Origin of the sequence: Methylophilus glucosoxydans, assembly GCF_042676145.1 — a bacterium.
GTDB lineage: Bacteria > Pseudomonadota > Gammaproteobacteria > Burkholderiales > Methylophilaceae > Methylophilus > Methylophilus glucosoxydans.
In genome coordinates this window covers 94,803-109,424 of sequence record NZ_JBHTJW010000003.1, presented here as the reverse complement: position 1 = coordinate 109,424, position 14,622 = coordinate 94,803, and the positions used below count along the sequence as shown (strand labels likewise).

Sequence of the window (14,622 nt, the reverse complement as noted above, 5' to 3'; positions counted from 1 at the left end):
CAGCGACGCCAAGCTTCAATGTTAAAATAGCGCACATGAAAAATGCACAACGTCCAGACCAACTGCACCCTTTTATTTTTGAACAGTCCGCCGTGCGCGGTAATTTTGTTCAGCTCAATCAAAGCCTGTTCACTGCGCTTGAGCATCAGAGCCTGCCTGATGCGCTCAAAAGCGTGATTGGTGAGTTTGCGGCAGCCAGTGTGTTGCTGACCTCTACCCTCAAAATGCAAGGGAAACTGATTTTGCAATTGCAAAGTAAAGGCGCCTTGCAGTTATTGGTGGTTGAATGCACTTCTGCTTTAAATATCCGCGCGACAGCCAAGATCAGTGGCGAACTCAATGGCCCACATTTAATAGACTGGCTCGCACAAGGCCAGCTGGTGATTACCCTGATGCCTGAAACGGGCGAGCCTTATCAGGGCATTGTGCCGCTAGAAGGTGACAGCATAGCCAGCATGCTTGAAAACTACATGCTGCGCTCTCAACAGATTGACACCCGCCTATGGCTGACCGCGGAGGGAAACCGCGCGGCTGGCCTGCTGTTGCAAAAATTGCCGCAGCAGCAAGAAAGTGATCTGGACTGCTGGAACCGTGTGCAACATCTGGCGGGTACTGTCACGGCCCCGGAGCTGTTGGATCTGGAAGCGGTCACCCTCTTGCAGCGGTTGTTTGTGGAAGAAGATGTACGGTTATTTAGCGGGCGCGAAGTGCAGGCGTTTTGTAGTTGCTCGCAAGCCAATGTCAGCAATATGCTGCAAATGCTGGGTCTGGAAGAAGTGCAAAGCATTTTGCAGGAGCAAGGCAGCATTGAGATTCAATGTGACTTTTGCCACAAACACTATGTGGTTGATGAAGAAGAAGCGCTCGCCTTGTTTGAGGCAGACAACTCGCCTGGCATCAAACACTAATCTGCGGCTATGTGCCCAGTCCGCGTTGGCGCTGGCATTCAAATAACGCAATCGCGGTGGCTGCGGCCGCATTCAAAGACTCCAGGGCCAGTGTGCCCTGATGTGCCATAGGAATGGTGACACAGGTCTCAACCGCGGCTTGCAGCGCAGCAGAAATCCCAGCCCCTTCGTTGCCCACCACAAACAAGACGGGCTCTTGCAGCCCTTGCTGATACAAGCTGGCGCCCTGCATGGTCAAAGCAAGGGTTTTGCCGGAAAAGCCCGCAATCACCTCGAGCGCATCCACGCTTTCCATCAGCGGTAAAATAAACTGTGCCCCCTGCCCGCCTCTGAGCGCTTTGGGCGACCAGGCATCGGTACAACCTTTAGTCAGATAGGCGGCCTGCACGCCTGCGGCCGCGGCCGTCCGCAAGATGCTGCCCAAATTACCCGGATCCTGGATATCTTCTATCACCAGTGCAAAATCACAGTGCGCGGGCAGCGTCGCAGCAGGAATATCCACCAAGGCCATCACACCACTACTGGATGCCACTGGCGCCAACTCGGCAAACATCAACGTAGGCAACAGCATCGTATCCACATCCGTCAACTGCTGTATCAAGGCCGTCGCCTCGTCATTACTATGCCCTTCAGGGATAATCAGCAGCCTGGGTTCACCATAGACCTGATGGTAGGCTTCAATCAAATGCACGCCCTCCAACAGGGTAGACGCCGTTTTTTTGCGCTCACGCGACTGGTCGGCCAGCTTGCGCAATTGCTTGAAGACAGGGTTATCGCGGGAGGTAATATGTTTAAAAGCCATGCAGGAATTATACGTGAATTGCGCGGCTGGCTGATTTTTGCCTGGAATCCATCCACAAATACGCGCCCAGCCCAAAGCTGCGCACCATTCACGTATAATTCCTGCATGGCAAAAACACTTGATTTAGAACGTATCTTGCACCGGCAGGGCTTTGGCACACGCAAAATGTGCCGCATTTTAATTGTTAACGATGCAGTGACCGTCAATGGTGAACCCTGTGATGACCCGGACGCTAAGTTTGCGCTCGACAACAGCCTGCACTTCACGGTGGAAGGTGAGCCCTGGCAATACCGCGAGCATAGTTACCTGATGATGCACAAACCGGCGCATTATGAATGTACGCATAAAACCCAATTTCATCCGACCATCTATACACTGCTGCCCAGCCCGCTGGTAGAGCGCGGAGTACAGTGTATCGGACGGCTGGATGAAGATACCACCGGCCTGATTTTACTGTCAGACGATGGCCAGTTTATTCACAAAGTCAGTTCACCCAAACACCATGTACCCAAGGTATACGAGGTGACTTGCAAACACGCTTTGAGCACTGCCGATATGCAGCACCTGTTGGCAGGCGTGCAACTGATTGATGAAGACGAAACGATTGCTGCCTTGGCCGCCACACAGATCACAGAGAACGTGATACACCTCACGCTGGCAGAAGGCAAATACCATCAGGTCAAGCGCATGATCGCCGCCACCGGCAACCGCGTAGAAGCCTTGAAACGTATCAAAATTGGTCAACTTGCGCTACCAGAGACTCTGGCAGTGGGGGAATGGCGCTGGCTCACCGACGAGGATTTAATTGCCGTTCAATCCTGAACGATCAACAAAGGACCTTCATGATCTGGTTAGTGCTGATAATTGCGGGATTGTTTGAGACCGCCTGGGCTATCGGTTTGAAGTATACCGAGGGATTCACCAAGTTTTGGCCCTCGTTCTGGACCATCGTGACCATGGTCATCAGCGTCTGGCTTTTGGGCGTCTGTGTCAAGCAGCTGCCTGTCGGCACGGCTTATGCCGTCTGGGTTGGCATTGGGGCTGTCGGTACTGTGATCGGCGGCATCTGGCTATTTAATGAACCGGTATCTCCATTGCGCATCTTCAGCTTGTGCATGATTATGGCCGGCATTATCGGCCTCAAGCTGGCGGCGCATTAACTGCCAGCAAGCACTGGCATTAGCAAACTGGCAATTTTAAATCCTGTTGTGTGAAAGCCGGGCAACTTGAAACTCAAGCTGCCCCCAAGCCTGGATTTAACTACCGAGCAATTTTTGTGCTTTGGCAGTGGCGTTATTGGCAGTCTGTTTTTTCGTGTGTGAGACGTGATGTGTTTTTGTGGCTCCACTTTGCTGAGCCACGCAAGCGCCGCCTGCACTGCCTAAACCGGCACCAATCACCGCGAGCAACCTGCCACCACCCAAACCACGCCCCAGGATTGCACCGCCGGCCCCGCCCACGGCACCCCCCAACATCGTCGCCGGCTGTGCTTTGCCGCCATTGGCGACCACACTCCCCACGGCACCACCTACGGCGCCCCCGAGCACTTCACCCGCGGGCCCCAGCATCACGGCACCAATGGCTGAACCAGCCAAGCCACCGACGCCACTGGCACCGACATTTTTGCTATTACAGCTTTGCGCCCAACTGGGGTTGCTGGCAATCAGCAAACTGACAGCAATCATCCATGTTTTCATGTCATGCTCCATTCAATGAAAAAGGGAAGAGGATCAAATAGACACTTGTACGACACGCGCGCTTAATCAGCAGTCTTAATCGTGATCATGGTGTCTGTGCTTGTGGTGATGGCGCGGACCTTTGTGTCGTTTGCCATAGCCACGCCCTGCATAGGGATCCGGCTCGTCTATCACTTTACCGACCACTGCACCGCCTGCACCGCCAACACCGGCGCCGACCACAGCGCCTGTGGTAGTACCGCTCACTTTACGCCCAACCATTGCCCCGGTGGCACCGCCCGCAGCCCCACCCAAAATGGCACCGGTCCGTCCCGCACGGCCTGTGGTCGCCGCGCCTCCCAGACCACCGCCGACAGCGCCACCGATGACCTCACCGGTAGAGCCGCCTAACACGCTACCTACTGCAGTCCCGGCTGCAGCGCCCAGGCCGCCGCCAAGACCTGTTTCCAGATTATCTGCCATGACTGGTGTTGCGCATATGAACAACACACCCCAAATCAATTTTTTCATGTTGTATCCCTTGTTTGAATTTATGCTATTTTAAATGGTCTTTGAAAAACCATATATTGTTTATTGACTATATTGTTATGTTAAATAGCCGTCTCAGCCTCTTTTGCATTTGCATCGTGTCAACTTGTCTCATCAGCTGCTCAGCGCCGATGCCCAGCCAGGCCGAGCAATCCATTGTCCGCAGCTTTGACCCTAACCAATACACCGGAACCTGGTATGAAATTGCCAGACTGGACAACCGATTTGAAAAAGGCTTGGAGCAAGTCACGGCCAATTACACCATCGAAGCGGATGGCACGCTCAAGGTAGTGAACCGTGGCTTCGATCCCCAGAAAAACGACTGGAGTGTCGCTACCGGCAAGGCCAAATTTGTCGATCCGGCCAATCCTGACGGCAGCCGTACCGGCAAACTCAAGGTGTCATTCTTCGGCCCTTTTTATGGTGATTACACCATCCTCGAAATCGATAAGCCTTATTACAACTATGCCTTGGTTAGCAGTGGCAGAGACTACTTATGGATACTCTCCCGCACACCACAACTCCCCTACCCGATCAAACAACATTTGATGGCCAAAGCCAAAGAGTTGGGTTTTGCCACCGATCAGTTACTGTTCATCCGACAAACCAACCAGGCCGAGTACGAATCCGGTAGACATGTGATGCCCCAGCATCAATAACTCCTGCCGGGACATCTCTGATACCACCGCATGGCCTTGTCCATCAGTTCATTGGGCATCCATCTGCTCAACAGCGCTGCCAGGTGCAGGTGGGGTATCCATCACTGTATCCATGCCTGCGGGCGCAGGGGCTGGCACCACTTCACCTGTGGTATAGCGCAACTCGCCCAGAACGGCATACACGCCTTCAGCCTGTTTGGCCAGATTAGTCACCGTTTCAACCTGCTCTTTGGAAGCAACCTGACCGCTCAGTTGAACCACACCATGGGTGTCAGAATTCACTTCAATTGCTGAAGCATCTACGCCATGGCTCTGCAACAGGGTTTTCACATTGTCGACCACCGTTTCGCTAGGCAAAAATTTATACATCGGTTCGCCTTGTGCCAGCGCATGGGTGCTGGCAAGACCCATTAAAGTTACTAAAGCACTCATAGTCAGATAACGGTTCATTTTCATGATGTTTCCTTTCATTTGTACACGTGATTAAGAGGGCGAGTTGTCCAAGCTGCAAAGAGGATGAATCTAACAACTACTTGTAGGACAACCCGCCAAACAAAAAAAGCAAGCTACATCATTGGGAGAGGATATGTAGCTTGCGAGGGGGTGTGAGTTAACCTTTCACCACAATAGCGTTTTTCACAGATTTAACGCCCTCTACACCAGTCACCAATTCTTCAGCCTTGGCTTTGAGAGAGGCATCTCCCACAAATCCACTCAGCAATACTTCGCCTTTATGAGTTTCCACGCTGATCTTGAGTGACTTCAAGGATTCTTCCTCGAGCAGTTTGGCTTTGACTTTAGTGGTGATCCAGCTGTCAGACATGGCGCCTTTAATGGCTTTCTGGCTGGTCTGTGTCTTAAGCTCTGCAAATTCTTCATAGCTCAAAGTGCCATCATTGTCGTGGTCAAACGCTTTGAAATCTTTTTTCTTTACGTTTTTGTCTTGCTGTATTTCTGCCCAGGTCAAGGTGCTGTTGCCATTCTTGTCCAAGGCCTTAAACTCTTCCTGATAGGGCTGTACGCCGTTTTGCACTTCGTCCAAATCGAACGCAAAGGCATTCACAGTGATTGTTGTTGCCAACAGGCTGCCAAAGATGATTGCTTGTTTATATTTTGACATTGACATTTGCGTCTCCTTATTTACGCACATCGCAAAGTAGTTGATGCGATGTGTAGCCATGTTACTGGCTGGGAGCGCAGGGGTCAGTCGTCCACCGACTGAATCCCTTGTCAGAATATGACTACAGCGTGCAAAACGCTGTATAAGGAGGCTTAGTTGTTTGCCGGTTCGGCAGCGAGGAAAGGTAACATCACCCGCGTACTGGTGCCCTGGCCAGGCGTACTGGTGACTTCATAATGGCCGCCAATAGACTCTACCCGGTTGCGCATGCCGCTAATGCCGGTGTTACTACTGTTCAGACTACTCATGTCAAAGCCGATACCATTATCGGCAATTTCAAGCTTGATATGCTGGTCGTCGTGCATCAGATGCACCGAAACGCCACTGGCCTGTGCATACTTGCTGCAGTTATTCAGGCTCTCTTGCACCAGGCGATAAATAATCAAACTCAAGGTCTCGTTCATCATGAGCTCTTGCTCGGGCATGATGATATCCATTTGCCAATGGTTACGGGCAGCGGCCTCATCAACCAGGTTTTGCAACGAGGCGATCAGACCAAAACTCTTGATCATGGAGGGGTGCAGGTTTTGCACAATCTCACGTTTAAAGTTGATACTACGGTCCAGGTATTGGTTGGTCTTTTTCAGCTTGTCGGTGATTTGCGGCGAGCTGTCTTTTAAGTATTTGATCGCCCAGGAAATATCCATTTTAATGGCTGTCAACAACGAGCCCAGCTCATCATGCAATTCGCGCGAGAGCTGGTATCGCTCACGCTCAATGTTGGTCTGTGCCTGCAGGGCCTGTCGTTGCAGGCTGACGGTTAGGGTCTGGATATTGCGCTCGTATTCAGCGTTCTCATCCGTCAAGCGTTCGTGCAAATTGGCTTTTTCTGCCAGCTCACGCAATAAACGGCGAATCACCAGTACCACCAGTGACACAAAGATCAACGGGCACGCCATGACAAACCAGCGCATCATGCGCCGCATATTATTTCTCGCCTCGGCCAGTTCGTGACGGTAATCGGTGATTTCCTTCTCAAACTGGCGCGAGAGCATTTGCACGTTCGCACTTTCTTTAATGCCAGAGTCCAGCTTGACCACGGCCAATGCCTTGTCGAACTGGTGCTTCTTGGCAAAATCAATGGTCACACTCATTTCGGCAGATTTTTTGGCTATGCTGTTGACCAGCTGGTTCATGATGTTTTGTATCGTGATGTGCTTGACCAGATTGGTGTGGTTCAACAGCGTATTGATGTTTTGCAGATGTTCGCTGATCTCCTGCGTCGCCTCGTCATAAGGCGCGAAATAGTTTTCCGAACGGGTGAGCAAGTAGCCGCGCTGCGCGCTTTCAGCCACCGAAAGACTGGCTTGTGTTTTCCACTCCTCCATCAGGAGCTGGTCCAGTTTGGTCAGCAGGTCTGTTTTTTCACGCGTATTGACGATCAAGCGATCGTTCACCACCAGCATGGCCGCAGCGAGCAGTAAACTCACCGTCAGTAAAGCCACCGTATTACCGCCAAAGGTATCACTGATGACTTCCAGCCTGTCCAGCAAGGCCATCAATTGGGTTCTGATTTTTTGCATGCGGGTTTACAAGGATAAAGATTGAAAGAAGGGTCAATCCAGCGTATTTTAATGTGCATTGTGAACAATACATTATCATCATAACGGGCTTGATGAGGATGGGCAATGTAAACATGCGTGATCAAGCCAAATAAGCATTGTCAGAGAATTCTGACCGTGTAATCGGTAGTGAGCCGATAGGTTCTCGCAGGCCGGGCAGTTAAGATGGCACCATATTGAAAACGCATCTTAATGCTCATATAACATCAAGATCGATTTCAACCATGCTGTATGACTTTTTAAAGGAGTTGCAAAATGTTTAATTTTTCCAAAGACCATGTTGAAAATACAACGGATGATTTAGCTAAAAAATCTGACCAAGCCATTGAAGAAATTGCAGCGCAAGTCAAATCCACCGCTAATGATTTGCTGGACGCAGTCAATGACACGGCTGACACGACACAAGACAAGGCCAAGGCCTTGATTCACACCCTGAAAGCAAATATCGACCGTTTGACCAGCGAAGAAAATGCAGCGGCATTGGCTTCTAACCTGTCAGCGAAAGCAGGCCGTGTGAAGGATCAGGTACAGCGTGAAGTCAGCGATACCTACCACAGCATTAAGGACAAAACCGCTGACACGGTGCAAGAGCATCCACTGGGTACGGTACTGGTAGCCGCTGGCGTCGGTTTGCTGATAGGATACCTGTTGGGCGCCAAGCGTCGCGAATAATTAAGGAAATCTATGTGGTTAAACCTCCTGAAATTTGTGGCTGTACTGTTTCTAGACCGTAAAGTCTCGGCATTGAAGGATAATTTCATCAATTTGCGCCATCATGTGGCTGACTATACCGAAGACAGAGCGCAACACATGAAGCAGGATTTTCTGGAGGAAACCCAACGTATGGCTACCAGCATTGTCGGCCTGCTGGTGGTCTTCAGCATGTTTATTTTTACCGGCTTGCTCGGGTTGATGTGGCTGTTTTCCATCTTGTGGGAGAATCCACATCGCACCTTGATTCTGGGGCTGGTGATGCTGATTCCTGCCGCCATCGGGCTGATTGTGTTTCTGGCAGTGCGTGCACAGTGGTACAAAAAACCATTGTTTGCAGATTCGCTGTCAATGATCAGTCATGACTGGCAGGTATTCCGCAACGAGATTGCGCCACCGCCACCGGCAACACCTGAAGATGAGGGTGGCGAAGCAGCTCATACTGAAAAACCGGCTTCTGACACCCCAAAACAATAAGAGAACCACATGAAAAGAATTCTTTTGGTAGATGATCACAGTATTGTTCGTGATGGTTTACGTAACCTGATTGAGCTTGAGTCTGACCTGCAGGTCACCGGAGAAGCAAGCTCTGGCTCAGAAGCCATCCAGCTGGTACGCAAAAACGAGTTTGATGCCATGGTGCTGGATATTTCCATGCCGGATAAAAATGGGGTCGATACGCTGCATGAGCTTAAGCACGTCGCCCCGACCTTGCCGGTGCTGGTGCTGAGCGGCTATTCTGAAGACCAGTATGCATTGAACCTGATGCGTAACGGCTGCAAGGGCTATTTGTCGAAAAATGCGGATTCAGATGAAATCATTCAGGCCATCCGCACCATTGCCAGCGGCAAACGCTATATTTCGGCCGAACTGGCAGAGCTGATGACCAATGAACTGAGTCATCCTTCGGAGAAACAGTTACATGAAACCCTGTCCGACCGCGAGTTTCAAGTATTCGTCAAGCTGGCTGCGGGGCAGACCCCAACGGCCATTGCAGAGGAGCTCTTCATCAGTATCAAGACCGTGAGCACTTATCGCAGTCGCATTCTGGAAAAAATGGCCATGAAATCAAATGCTGACCTGACATACTATGCCATTAAATATGGGCTACTTAACTAAAGAAAAATCACTAACAAGGCGCCCTTTTGTCATGTCAGCATTCAACTTGCTTAAATTAGATCACCCAGGGAGTCATTGGTGAGATTGTTATGTATAGATTATTGTTAGTTGAAGATTCTGCGTTGATCCGTGATGTCATTGTGGAAATGCTGCAAGACTGTCAGCAGCTTGATATCCAGGATGTCGCCACCACCAGTGATGAAGCGATCAACCTGCTCAATGCCCATGAGTACGACATGGTCGTGCTCGACATTGAGCTGGCCAAAGGCACGGGCTTTGATGTGGTCAGGCATACCCGCCAGCAGAGCTACCCTTACAAAACGCCTGACATTGTCATGTTGACCAATCATGGCAACAGTTACTATCGTAATCTGGCGCAAAATATGGGCGTAGAGTATTTTTTTGACAAGTCCTTGCAGTTTGATGAGTGCATAGACATCATTCAACAGCGTGCCAGCCAGATCAACTAACTACCCTTCTTAACCCTGGCCGGACCCGGCCTGAAACACTGCGGTGCTTTGATGTCATTAGAAACCTGGGAATTACTGAGCTATGTGGTCACCGTGGTCGGCTTGCCGCTGGCCATTGTGACGTTTGTGCTTGAACAGCGCAAAGAGCGCGAAAATGAAGATGAAGAGGTCTACCAGTTACTGGCAGATAACTACACGGATTTTCTCAAGCTGGTGATGGCTCACCCTGACCTGCAATTGCGCTCCAACCGCGAATCCCTGGCGCTCAGCGCCGAACAGGAGGAGCGCAAACTGGTGTTGTTTGAAATCCTTATTTCACTGTTTGAGCGCGCCTATTTGCTGGCTTACGATCCCGACATGCGTGGCAAACGCTTGCGCCGATGGATGTCGTGGGAGGATTACATGCGCGAATGGTGCCAGCGTGAGGATTTCCGCCAGCACCTGCCACGACTGCTGGTCGGCGAAGATGCTGATTTTGTCGCCCACATTAACCAGATTGCACAGGAAGTCGCCTCTGCGCAGGCGCGCTAGACCAACAGCTGATAACGCTTTCCAACGAGACAGTTTAACCGCTATTTTTTGATGGCGGTGACTTTAAAGCCCGCCTGCCTGAAGGCCTGTAACAAGCCATTTTTACCGGCCAAATGCGCTGCACCAACGGCAATAAACACACTGCCTTGTCGCGCCTGCTCCAGACTACGCTCGGCCATCACCACATTGCGTTCGTCCAGCAACTTGACGCGCATGCGTTGCCACAAAGCGGCCGGCAAAATGCCACGCGTCATGGCATCATCCATATTCGCGACCTGCTCGGCATCCCCCGCCAGATAAGCTTTCATCAACCGTTCAAAGTCTTGCTCCTTTTGCTTTAGGCTGCGTTTGAGCACCGCACGCAACATGAGCAACTGCTCATCCATGGACAAACTATCCATGACCCCAAAATGCGCTTGCGCACTTTCTAATCCCACAATACGTTTGTCGAACTCCTCTGCTTTAGCTTTAAGCAACAGATCTTGCGCAAACGGCGTTTGTGGCTTGGGCAAATCAAACATGACTGCCAGCAACCAGGGTTTCATTTTGACCACCGCATCCATCGGGATCACGTGCATGTCTGCCAGCGCAGCGACCTGCTGCAATTCTGCTTCAGAGAGTAACTGTTTCAAATTGCTGTCTGGCATTTGCAAAAGACTCACTGGCGGCGCCTCTGCTACCTCCAGCATAAACATATTCACATTTTTAAGCGCCTGAATCACCGGCGCTGAAAAGTTGGTGACCCGGTTATCGTCGGTATGCATAGTGCCAAACAGGTAACTGACCTGGCCATTGGGCGCCTCCAGCTGCCAGAACAGGCCTTTCTCAGCCGCTTGCAGCAGTGGGGTTACCATCAATAAACACAGGGCGAACAAACGGACACTTCGCATCAAATTCCTCACTTTTTGTGATTAGCTAAACAGTTGCAAACCCTCAGCAACCGGCATTGTGACATCGTCTCACAAATAAATATCCGCTGCCATGATTGCAAGGCATCAGGCCGTCATTGCCAGCCCCCACGCCGAGGACTACCATAGGCAGGTAGCTCCATGATCAAGCACTCAAGGATACAGCGACACTTCCCCCTCAACCCCGGAGACAGCCAGATGAAAAGCAACAAACGTTTGATTGTTTTATTTGATGGCACCTGGAACGACCCGCAAGACCTGACCAACGTCTACCAACTCTCAACCTTAATCGAAGCCAAGGATGGCGACATTGAACAGCGTTTTTTCTATGAACCTGGCGTGGGGACCGGCACCGGCGAAAAGTTGCGCGGGGGACTATTTGGGTATGGCTTGAGCAAAAACCTGCTTAAAGGCTATGACTGGCTAGTCAGGCGCTATCAGGCAGGCGATGAAATTTGGGTGTTTGGCTTTAGCCGTGGCGCGTATACGGCCAGAAGCCTGGTCGGCTTGATCCGAAAATGCGGGTTGCTCAACACCAGCACACCTGATTTGCTCGCACGCGCTGAAGCGCTCTACCGCGACAAATCCGCCGCACCGGAGAGCCCCCAGTGCCTGGCGTTCAGGCAGACCTACAGCCAGGAAGTCCGTGTCCATTTTCTGGGAATTTGGGATACCGTCGGCGCGCTCGGCATCCCCGGCACCATGATTTCAGAGCAGGGATTTTATGCCTGGCATGATACCGAGCTGTCAAAAATCGTTTCTTATGCCTACCATGCGATGGCAATAGACGAACACCGTGAAGCTTATAAAGTAGCGATGTGGACTAATGCGGGCGGCCAGCAAAAACCTGAGAACATTGCGGTGGAGCAGCGCTGGTTTATCGGCGCGCACGCCAATGTCGGCGGCGGTTATGGCCATGACCCGCTGGCCACCATTGCACTGGGATGGATGCTGGACAAAGCCCGTGCCGCAGGCCTTAAACTGAAACCGTTTTCAGTGGCCCCTAATGCCTGCTTATCCAGCCCCACAGATGCATACAAAGCGTTTGCTTATGGCCTGTATGCTTTGTTCAAGGGCTTGTTTAGCAAAGGCGATGGTAGATTTTACCGGCCTTATCGTGGCAGCCCAGTCACGCCCTCCCCCGACCTAGCCAATGCGCTGCAAGCCCTGCCGGTGACGGCGGTTAACGTAACGCTGGATAGTTCGGTAGCGGAAAAATGGCTGGCACAAGCCGATTATCGCCCGCCTACGCTGCTCAATGCCGGCATAGTGCCGACGCAAGCGGCACGCTAATCCATCAATGTTTTTTGCTGCGCGGCGCGTGCTTTTTCGGGCTGGCAAAGCTTTTGGTCTGGTTAAAGCCTTTAGCTAATGGCTTGGCCTGGAAGCGGCTGCCGTCCGATTGCACGATTTGAGGCAACACGGCAGGCTGGTATGCGGGCACCAGGTGCTTTTTACCATTGCCAATCAAATCCGCTCTGCCCATTTTCTTCAAGGCTTCACGCAGCATCGGCCAGTTTTGTGGATCGTGGTAGCGGATAAACGCTTTGTGCAATTTGCGGATATTGCCTGCTTTAGGGACGGGCACGGTTTCAGAATCCGCCGTCACTTTACGCAGCGGATTTTTACCGCTGTGATACATGGCTGTGGCCATCGCCATCGGCGTCGGCGTAAAGGTTTGCACCTGATCCAATCTAAAATCATTACGCTTGAGCCACAAGGCTAGATTGAGCATGTCTTCATCGGTGGTGCCTGGATGCGAGGCAATAAAATACGGGATCAAATACTGCTTTTTACCCGCCTCGGCACTGAAGCGCTCAAACATGCGCTTGAACTCATCATAGGCGCCCATGCCCGGCTTCATCATTTTGCTTAGCACATTCTCTTCAGAATGTTCAGGCGCAATCTTGAGATAGCCGCCCACGTGATGCTGCACCAGCTCTTTCACATACTCGGGCGACTTCACGGCCAGGTCGTAACGCAAGCCGGAACCGATTAAAATCTTTTTGACACCGCGCAGGTTGCGCGCCTTACGATACAACTGGATTAACGCGGAATGGTCGGTGTTGAGGTTTTCACACACGCCCGGATAGACACAGGACAACTTGCGGCAATTTTTTTCGATCTCTTCAGACTTGCAGGAGAGGCGATACATATTGGCGGTCGGGCCGCCTAAGTCTGAGATTACCCCGGTGAAGCCATCCACCTTGTCGCGGATTTCTTCAATTTCACGCAAAATCGAGTCTTCTGAACGGCTTTGAATAATGCGGCCTTCATGCTCGGTAATCGAACAAAAAGTACAGCCACCAAAGCAGCCACGCATGATGTTGACCGAGAAGCGGATCATTTCCCAGGCCGGGATTTTGGCATCGCCATAGGCCGGATGGGGCTTGCGGGCATAAGGCAAGTCATAAACATAATCCATCTCTTTGGTCGTGAGTGGAATCGGCGGCGGATTGAGCCAGACCTCCCGGTTGCCATGCTTTTGTACCAGTGCCCGTGCATTGCCCGGGTTAGACTCCAAATGCAACACGCGTGAAGCATGCGCATACATGACAGGATCACTCACCACCTCTTCATAAGAAGGCATGCGGATCACCTGACGTTCGCGCGGCACTTTGGCAGCTTTCAGCGGTAAAGGCAAGCTGATCGCCGCGGCATTGGCGTCTTTCGCCTGATCATCCGTTGCGCAACTGGCATCGGCTTTGCCCATTTTCATCGCATAGGGGTCTTCGTGCTTATCCACCACCCCTGGCCGGTCGAGACGGGTAGAGGGCACCTCCACAAATTCATCTGGCACTTGCTTGCGGATAAACGCGGTGCCGCGAATATCCTCAATCTCATGGATCGCTTCTCCACGGGCAATACGGTGCGACAGTTCTACAATGGCACGCTCGGCGTTTCCGAACACCAGCAAGTCCGCCTTGGCATCCATCAAGATAGAACGGCGGACTTTATCTGACCAGTAATCATAGTGCGCTATCCGACGCAGGCTGGCTTCAATACTGCCAATCACCAGCGGCACATCCGCATAGGCTTCTTTACAACGTTGAGAGTAAACCAGTACCGCGCGATCAGGGCGCTTATTGGCCTCGGCATTCGGCGTATAGGCATCATCCGAGCGTATCTTGCGGTCCGCGGTATAGCGGTTGACCATGCTATCCATATTCCCGGCCGTGACGCCAAAATACAGATTGGGTTTACCCAGCACTTTGAACGGTTCTGCCGACTGCCAGTCTGGTTGCGCAATAATGCCCACGCGAAAACCTTGTGCCTCAAGCAAGCGGCCAATCAGGGCGACGCCAAAACTGGGATGGTCAATGTAGGCATCGCCGCTGACCAGAATAATATCGCAGCTATCCCAGCCCAATGCATCCATTTCGGCGCGACTCATGGGCAGCACGGGGGCGGTGCCAAAGCGTTTCGCCCAATAAGGACGGTAACTTTGAATGGGTTTGGCAGTGAGGGAAGTATAGATTTCCACGCGGGTAACCAGCTAATGCTTGAGAGTTGCGCATTTTACGCATTAATTGATTGATTTGAAAGA

18 protein-coding genes are annotated in these 14,622 nt (G+C 51.7%); 10 read left to right on the top strand and 8 right to left on the bottom strand.

The features are described from left to right. Positions 1–35: 35 nt before the first annotated feature. The gene (hslO, locus tag ACFQ1T_RS12250) at positions 36–908 is read left to right on the top strand and encodes an Hsp33 family molecular chaperone HslO (protein WP_313983430.1); all 873 of its coding nucleotides are present in this window, start codon (positions 36–38) and stop codon (positions 906–908) included. A 7-nt stretch (positions 909–915) separates the two neighbouring features. Here hslO and ACFQ1T_RS12245 read toward each other — a convergent pair whose 3' ends face one another. After that, positions 916–1,710: a TrmH family RNA methyltransferase gene (locus ACFQ1T_RS12245; RefSeq protein WP_275357097.1), complete on the bottom strand. Its 795-nt coding sequence runs from the start codon at positions 1,708–1,710 to the stop codon at positions 916–918. Between the two features lie 105 nt (positions 1,711–1,815). On the opposite strand from ACFQ1T_RS12245, the gene ACFQ1T_RS12240 reads away from it, so the two are divergent. Both ACFQ1T_RS12240 and sugE read left to right on the top strand, forming a co-directional pair. Further along, complete coding sequence (locus ACFQ1T_RS12240) at positions 1,816–2,532, top strand: pseudouridine synthase (protein ID WP_338656883.1); 717 nt, start codon at positions 1,816–1,818, stop codon at positions 2,530–2,532. A gap of 20 nt (positions 2,533–2,552) precedes the next feature. Continuing rightward, positions 2,553–2,870: a quaternary ammonium compound efflux SMR transporter SugE gene (sugE, locus tag ACFQ1T_RS12235; protein ID WP_194747328.1), complete on the top strand. Its 318-nt coding sequence runs from the start codon at positions 2,553–2,555 to the stop codon at positions 2,868–2,870. A gap of 96 nt (positions 2,871–2,966) precedes the next feature. Here the strand turns inward: sugE and ACFQ1T_RS12230 are convergent, their stop codons facing one another. Both ACFQ1T_RS12230 and ACFQ1T_RS12225 read right to left on the bottom strand, forming a co-directional pair. Further along, positions 2,967–3,407, bottom strand: coding sequence for a bacteriocin (locus ACFQ1T_RS12230; protein ID WP_275357099.1), 441 nt, complete (start codon positions 3,405–3,407; stop codon positions 2,967–2,969). A gap of 75 nt (positions 3,408–3,482) precedes the next feature. Then, positions 3,483–3,917 (bottom strand): glycine zipper domain-containing protein, encoded by a 435-nt coding sequence (locus tag ACFQ1T_RS12225; protein WP_275357100.1) that lies wholly within the window; start codon positions 3,915–3,917, stop codon positions 3,483–3,485. Between the two features lie 149 nt (positions 3,918–4,066). On the opposite strand from ACFQ1T_RS12225, the gene ACFQ1T_RS12220 reads away from it, so the two are divergent. Next, positions 4,067–4,594, top strand: a complete 528-nt coding sequence (locus ACFQ1T_RS12220; protein ID WP_379077692.1) for a lipocalin family protein — start codon at positions 4,067–4,069, stop codon at positions 4,592–4,594. Between the two features lie 48 nt (positions 4,595–4,642). Here the strand turns inward: ACFQ1T_RS12220 and ACFQ1T_RS12215 are convergent, their stop codons facing one another. The 3 genes from ACFQ1T_RS12215 to ACFQ1T_RS12205 all read right to left on the bottom strand — a co-directional run bounded on the left by ACFQ1T_RS12215 (position 4,643) and on the right by ACFQ1T_RS12205 (position 7,297). Next, the gene (locus ACFQ1T_RS12215; RefSeq protein WP_313983412.1) at positions 4,643–5,050 is read right to left on the bottom strand and encodes a BON domain-containing protein; all 408 of its coding nucleotides are present in this window, start codon (positions 5,048–5,050) and stop codon (positions 4,643–4,645) included. A gap of 154 nt (positions 5,051–5,204) precedes the next feature. Continuing rightward, complete coding sequence (locus ACFQ1T_RS12210; protein WP_275357102.1) at positions 5,205–5,720, bottom strand: BON domain-containing protein; 516 nt, start codon at positions 5,718–5,720, stop codon at positions 5,205–5,207. A gap of 146 nt (positions 5,721–5,866) precedes the next feature. Continuing rightward, positions 5,867–7,297, bottom strand: coding sequence for a sensor histidine kinase (locus tag ACFQ1T_RS12205; RefSeq protein ID WP_379077158.1), 1,431 nt, complete (start codon positions 7,295–7,297; stop codon positions 5,867–5,869). 294 nt (positions 7,298–7,591) lie between these two features. Between ACFQ1T_RS12205 and ACFQ1T_RS12200 the strand changes: the two genes are divergently transcribed. From ACFQ1T_RS12200 to ACFQ1T_RS12180, 5 genes are all read left to right on the top strand, one after another. Beyond that, entirely contained in the window at positions 7,592–8,008 is a 417-nt protein-coding gene (locus ACFQ1T_RS12200; RefSeq protein WP_379077155.1) for a DUF883 family protein, read from the top strand. Positions 8,009–8,020: 12 nt separating this feature from the next. Further along, on the top strand, positions 8,021–8,524 hold the full coding sequence (locus ACFQ1T_RS12195) for a phage holin family protein (protein WP_379077152.1): 504 nt from the start codon (positions 8,021–8,023) through the stop codon (positions 8,522–8,524). A gap of 9 nt (positions 8,525–8,533) precedes the next feature. After that, positions 8,534–9,166, top strand: a complete 633-nt coding sequence (locus ACFQ1T_RS12190; protein ID WP_194747335.1) for a response regulator — start codon at positions 8,534–8,536, stop codon at positions 9,164–9,166. 89 nt (positions 9,167–9,255) lie between these two features. Then, positions 9,256–9,636 (top strand): response regulator, encoded by a 381-nt coding sequence (locus ACFQ1T_RS12185; RefSeq protein ID WP_194747336.1) that lies wholly within the window; start codon positions 9,256–9,258, stop codon positions 9,634–9,636. A gap of 51 nt (positions 9,637–9,687) precedes the next feature. Then, positions 9,688–10,167 (top strand): hypothetical protein, encoded by a 480-nt coding sequence (locus tag ACFQ1T_RS12180; RefSeq protein WP_379077149.1) that lies wholly within the window; start codon positions 9,688–9,690, stop codon positions 10,165–10,167. A 41-nt stretch (positions 10,168–10,208) separates the two neighbouring features. Here the strand turns inward: ACFQ1T_RS12180 and ACFQ1T_RS12175 are convergent, their stop codons facing one another. Further along, positions 10,209–11,057, bottom strand: a complete 849-nt coding sequence (locus tag ACFQ1T_RS12175) for a TraB/GumN family protein (RefSeq protein ID WP_379077146.1) — start codon at positions 11,055–11,057, stop codon at positions 10,209–10,211. Positions 11,058–11,273: 216 nt separating this feature from the next. On the opposite strand from ACFQ1T_RS12175, the gene ACFQ1T_RS12170 reads away from it, so the two are divergent. Then, entirely contained in the window at positions 11,274–12,368 is a 1,095-nt protein-coding gene (locus tag ACFQ1T_RS12170; protein ID WP_379077143.1) for a DUF2235 domain-containing protein, read from the top strand. Positions 12,369–12,372: 4 nt separating this feature from the next. On the opposite strand, the gene ACFQ1T_RS12165 is transcribed toward ACFQ1T_RS12170, so the two are convergent. Next, the gene (locus ACFQ1T_RS12165) at positions 12,373–14,559 is read right to left on the bottom strand and encodes a YgiQ family radical SAM protein (RefSeq protein ID WP_379077140.1); all 2,187 of its coding nucleotides are present in this window, start codon (positions 14,557–14,559) and stop codon (positions 12,373–12,375) included. Positions 14,560–14,622: the final 63 nt, after the last annotated feature.

Bases quoted from the DNA above. Each gene is read 5' to 3' on its own strand.
- ACFQ1T_RS12190 (WP_194747335.1), top strand. From the start codon at position 8,534: ATGAAAAGAATTCTTTTGGTAGATGATCACAGTATTGTTCGTGATGGT.
- ACFQ1T_RS12225 (WP_275357100.1), bottom strand. From the start codon at position 3,917: ATGAAAAAATTGATTTGGGGTGTGTTGTTCATATGCGCAACACCAGTC.
- sugE (WP_194747328.1), top strand. From the start codon at position 2,553: ATGATCTGGTTAGTGCTGATAATTGCGGGATTGTTTGAGACCGCCTGG.
- ACFQ1T_RS12175 (WP_379077146.1), bottom strand. From the start codon at position 11,057: ATGCGAAGTGTCCGTTTGTTCGCCCTGTGTTTATTGATGGTAACCCCA.
- ACFQ1T_RS12195 (WP_379077152.1), top strand. From the start codon at position 8,021: ATGTGGTTAAACCTCCTGAAATTTGTGGCTGTACTGTTTCTAGACCGT.
- ACFQ1T_RS12220 (WP_379077692.1), top strand. From the start codon at position 4,067: ATGCCCAGCCAGGCCGAGCAATCCATTGTCCGCAGCTTTGACCCTAAC.
- hslO (WP_313983430.1), top strand. From the start codon at position 36: ATGAAAAATGCACAACGTCCAGACCAACTGCACCCTTTTATTTTTGAA.
- ACFQ1T_RS12210 (WP_275357102.1), bottom strand. From the start codon at position 5,720: ATGTCAATGTCAAAATATAAACAAGCAATCATCTTTGGCAGCCTGTTG.
- ACFQ1T_RS12170 (WP_379077143.1), top strand. From the start codon at position 11,274: ATGAAAAGCAACAAACGTTTGATTGTTTTATTTGATGGCACCTGGAAC.
- ACFQ1T_RS12215 (WP_313983412.1), bottom strand. From the start codon at position 5,050: ATGAAAATGAACCGTTATCTGACTATGAGTGCTTTAGTAACTTTAATG.
- ACFQ1T_RS12245 (WP_275357097.1), bottom strand. From the start codon at position 1,710: ATGGCTTTTAAACATATTACCTCCCGCGATAACCCTGTCTTCAAGCAA.
- ACFQ1T_RS12185 (WP_194747336.1), top strand. From the start codon at position 9,256: ATGTATAGATTATTGTTAGTTGAAGATTCTGCGTTGATCCGTGATGTC.
- ACFQ1T_RS12230 (WP_275357099.1), bottom strand. From the start codon at position 3,407: ATGAAAACATGGATGATTGCTGTCAGTTTGCTGATTGCCAGCAACCCC.
- ACFQ1T_RS12240 (WP_338656883.1), top strand. From the start codon at position 1,816: ATGGCAAAAACACTTGATTTAGAACGTATCTTGCACCGGCAGGGCTTT.
- ACFQ1T_RS12205 (WP_379077158.1), bottom strand. From the start codon at position 7,297: ATGCAAAAAATCAGAACCCAATTGATGGCCTTGCTGGACAGGCTGGAA.
- ACFQ1T_RS12200 (WP_379077155.1), top strand. From the start codon at position 7,592: ATGTTTAATTTTTCCAAAGACCATGTTGAAAATACAACGGATGATTTA.
- ACFQ1T_RS12180 (WP_379077149.1), top strand. From the start codon at position 9,688: ATGTCATTAGAAACCTGGGAATTACTGAGCTATGTGGTCACCGTGGTC.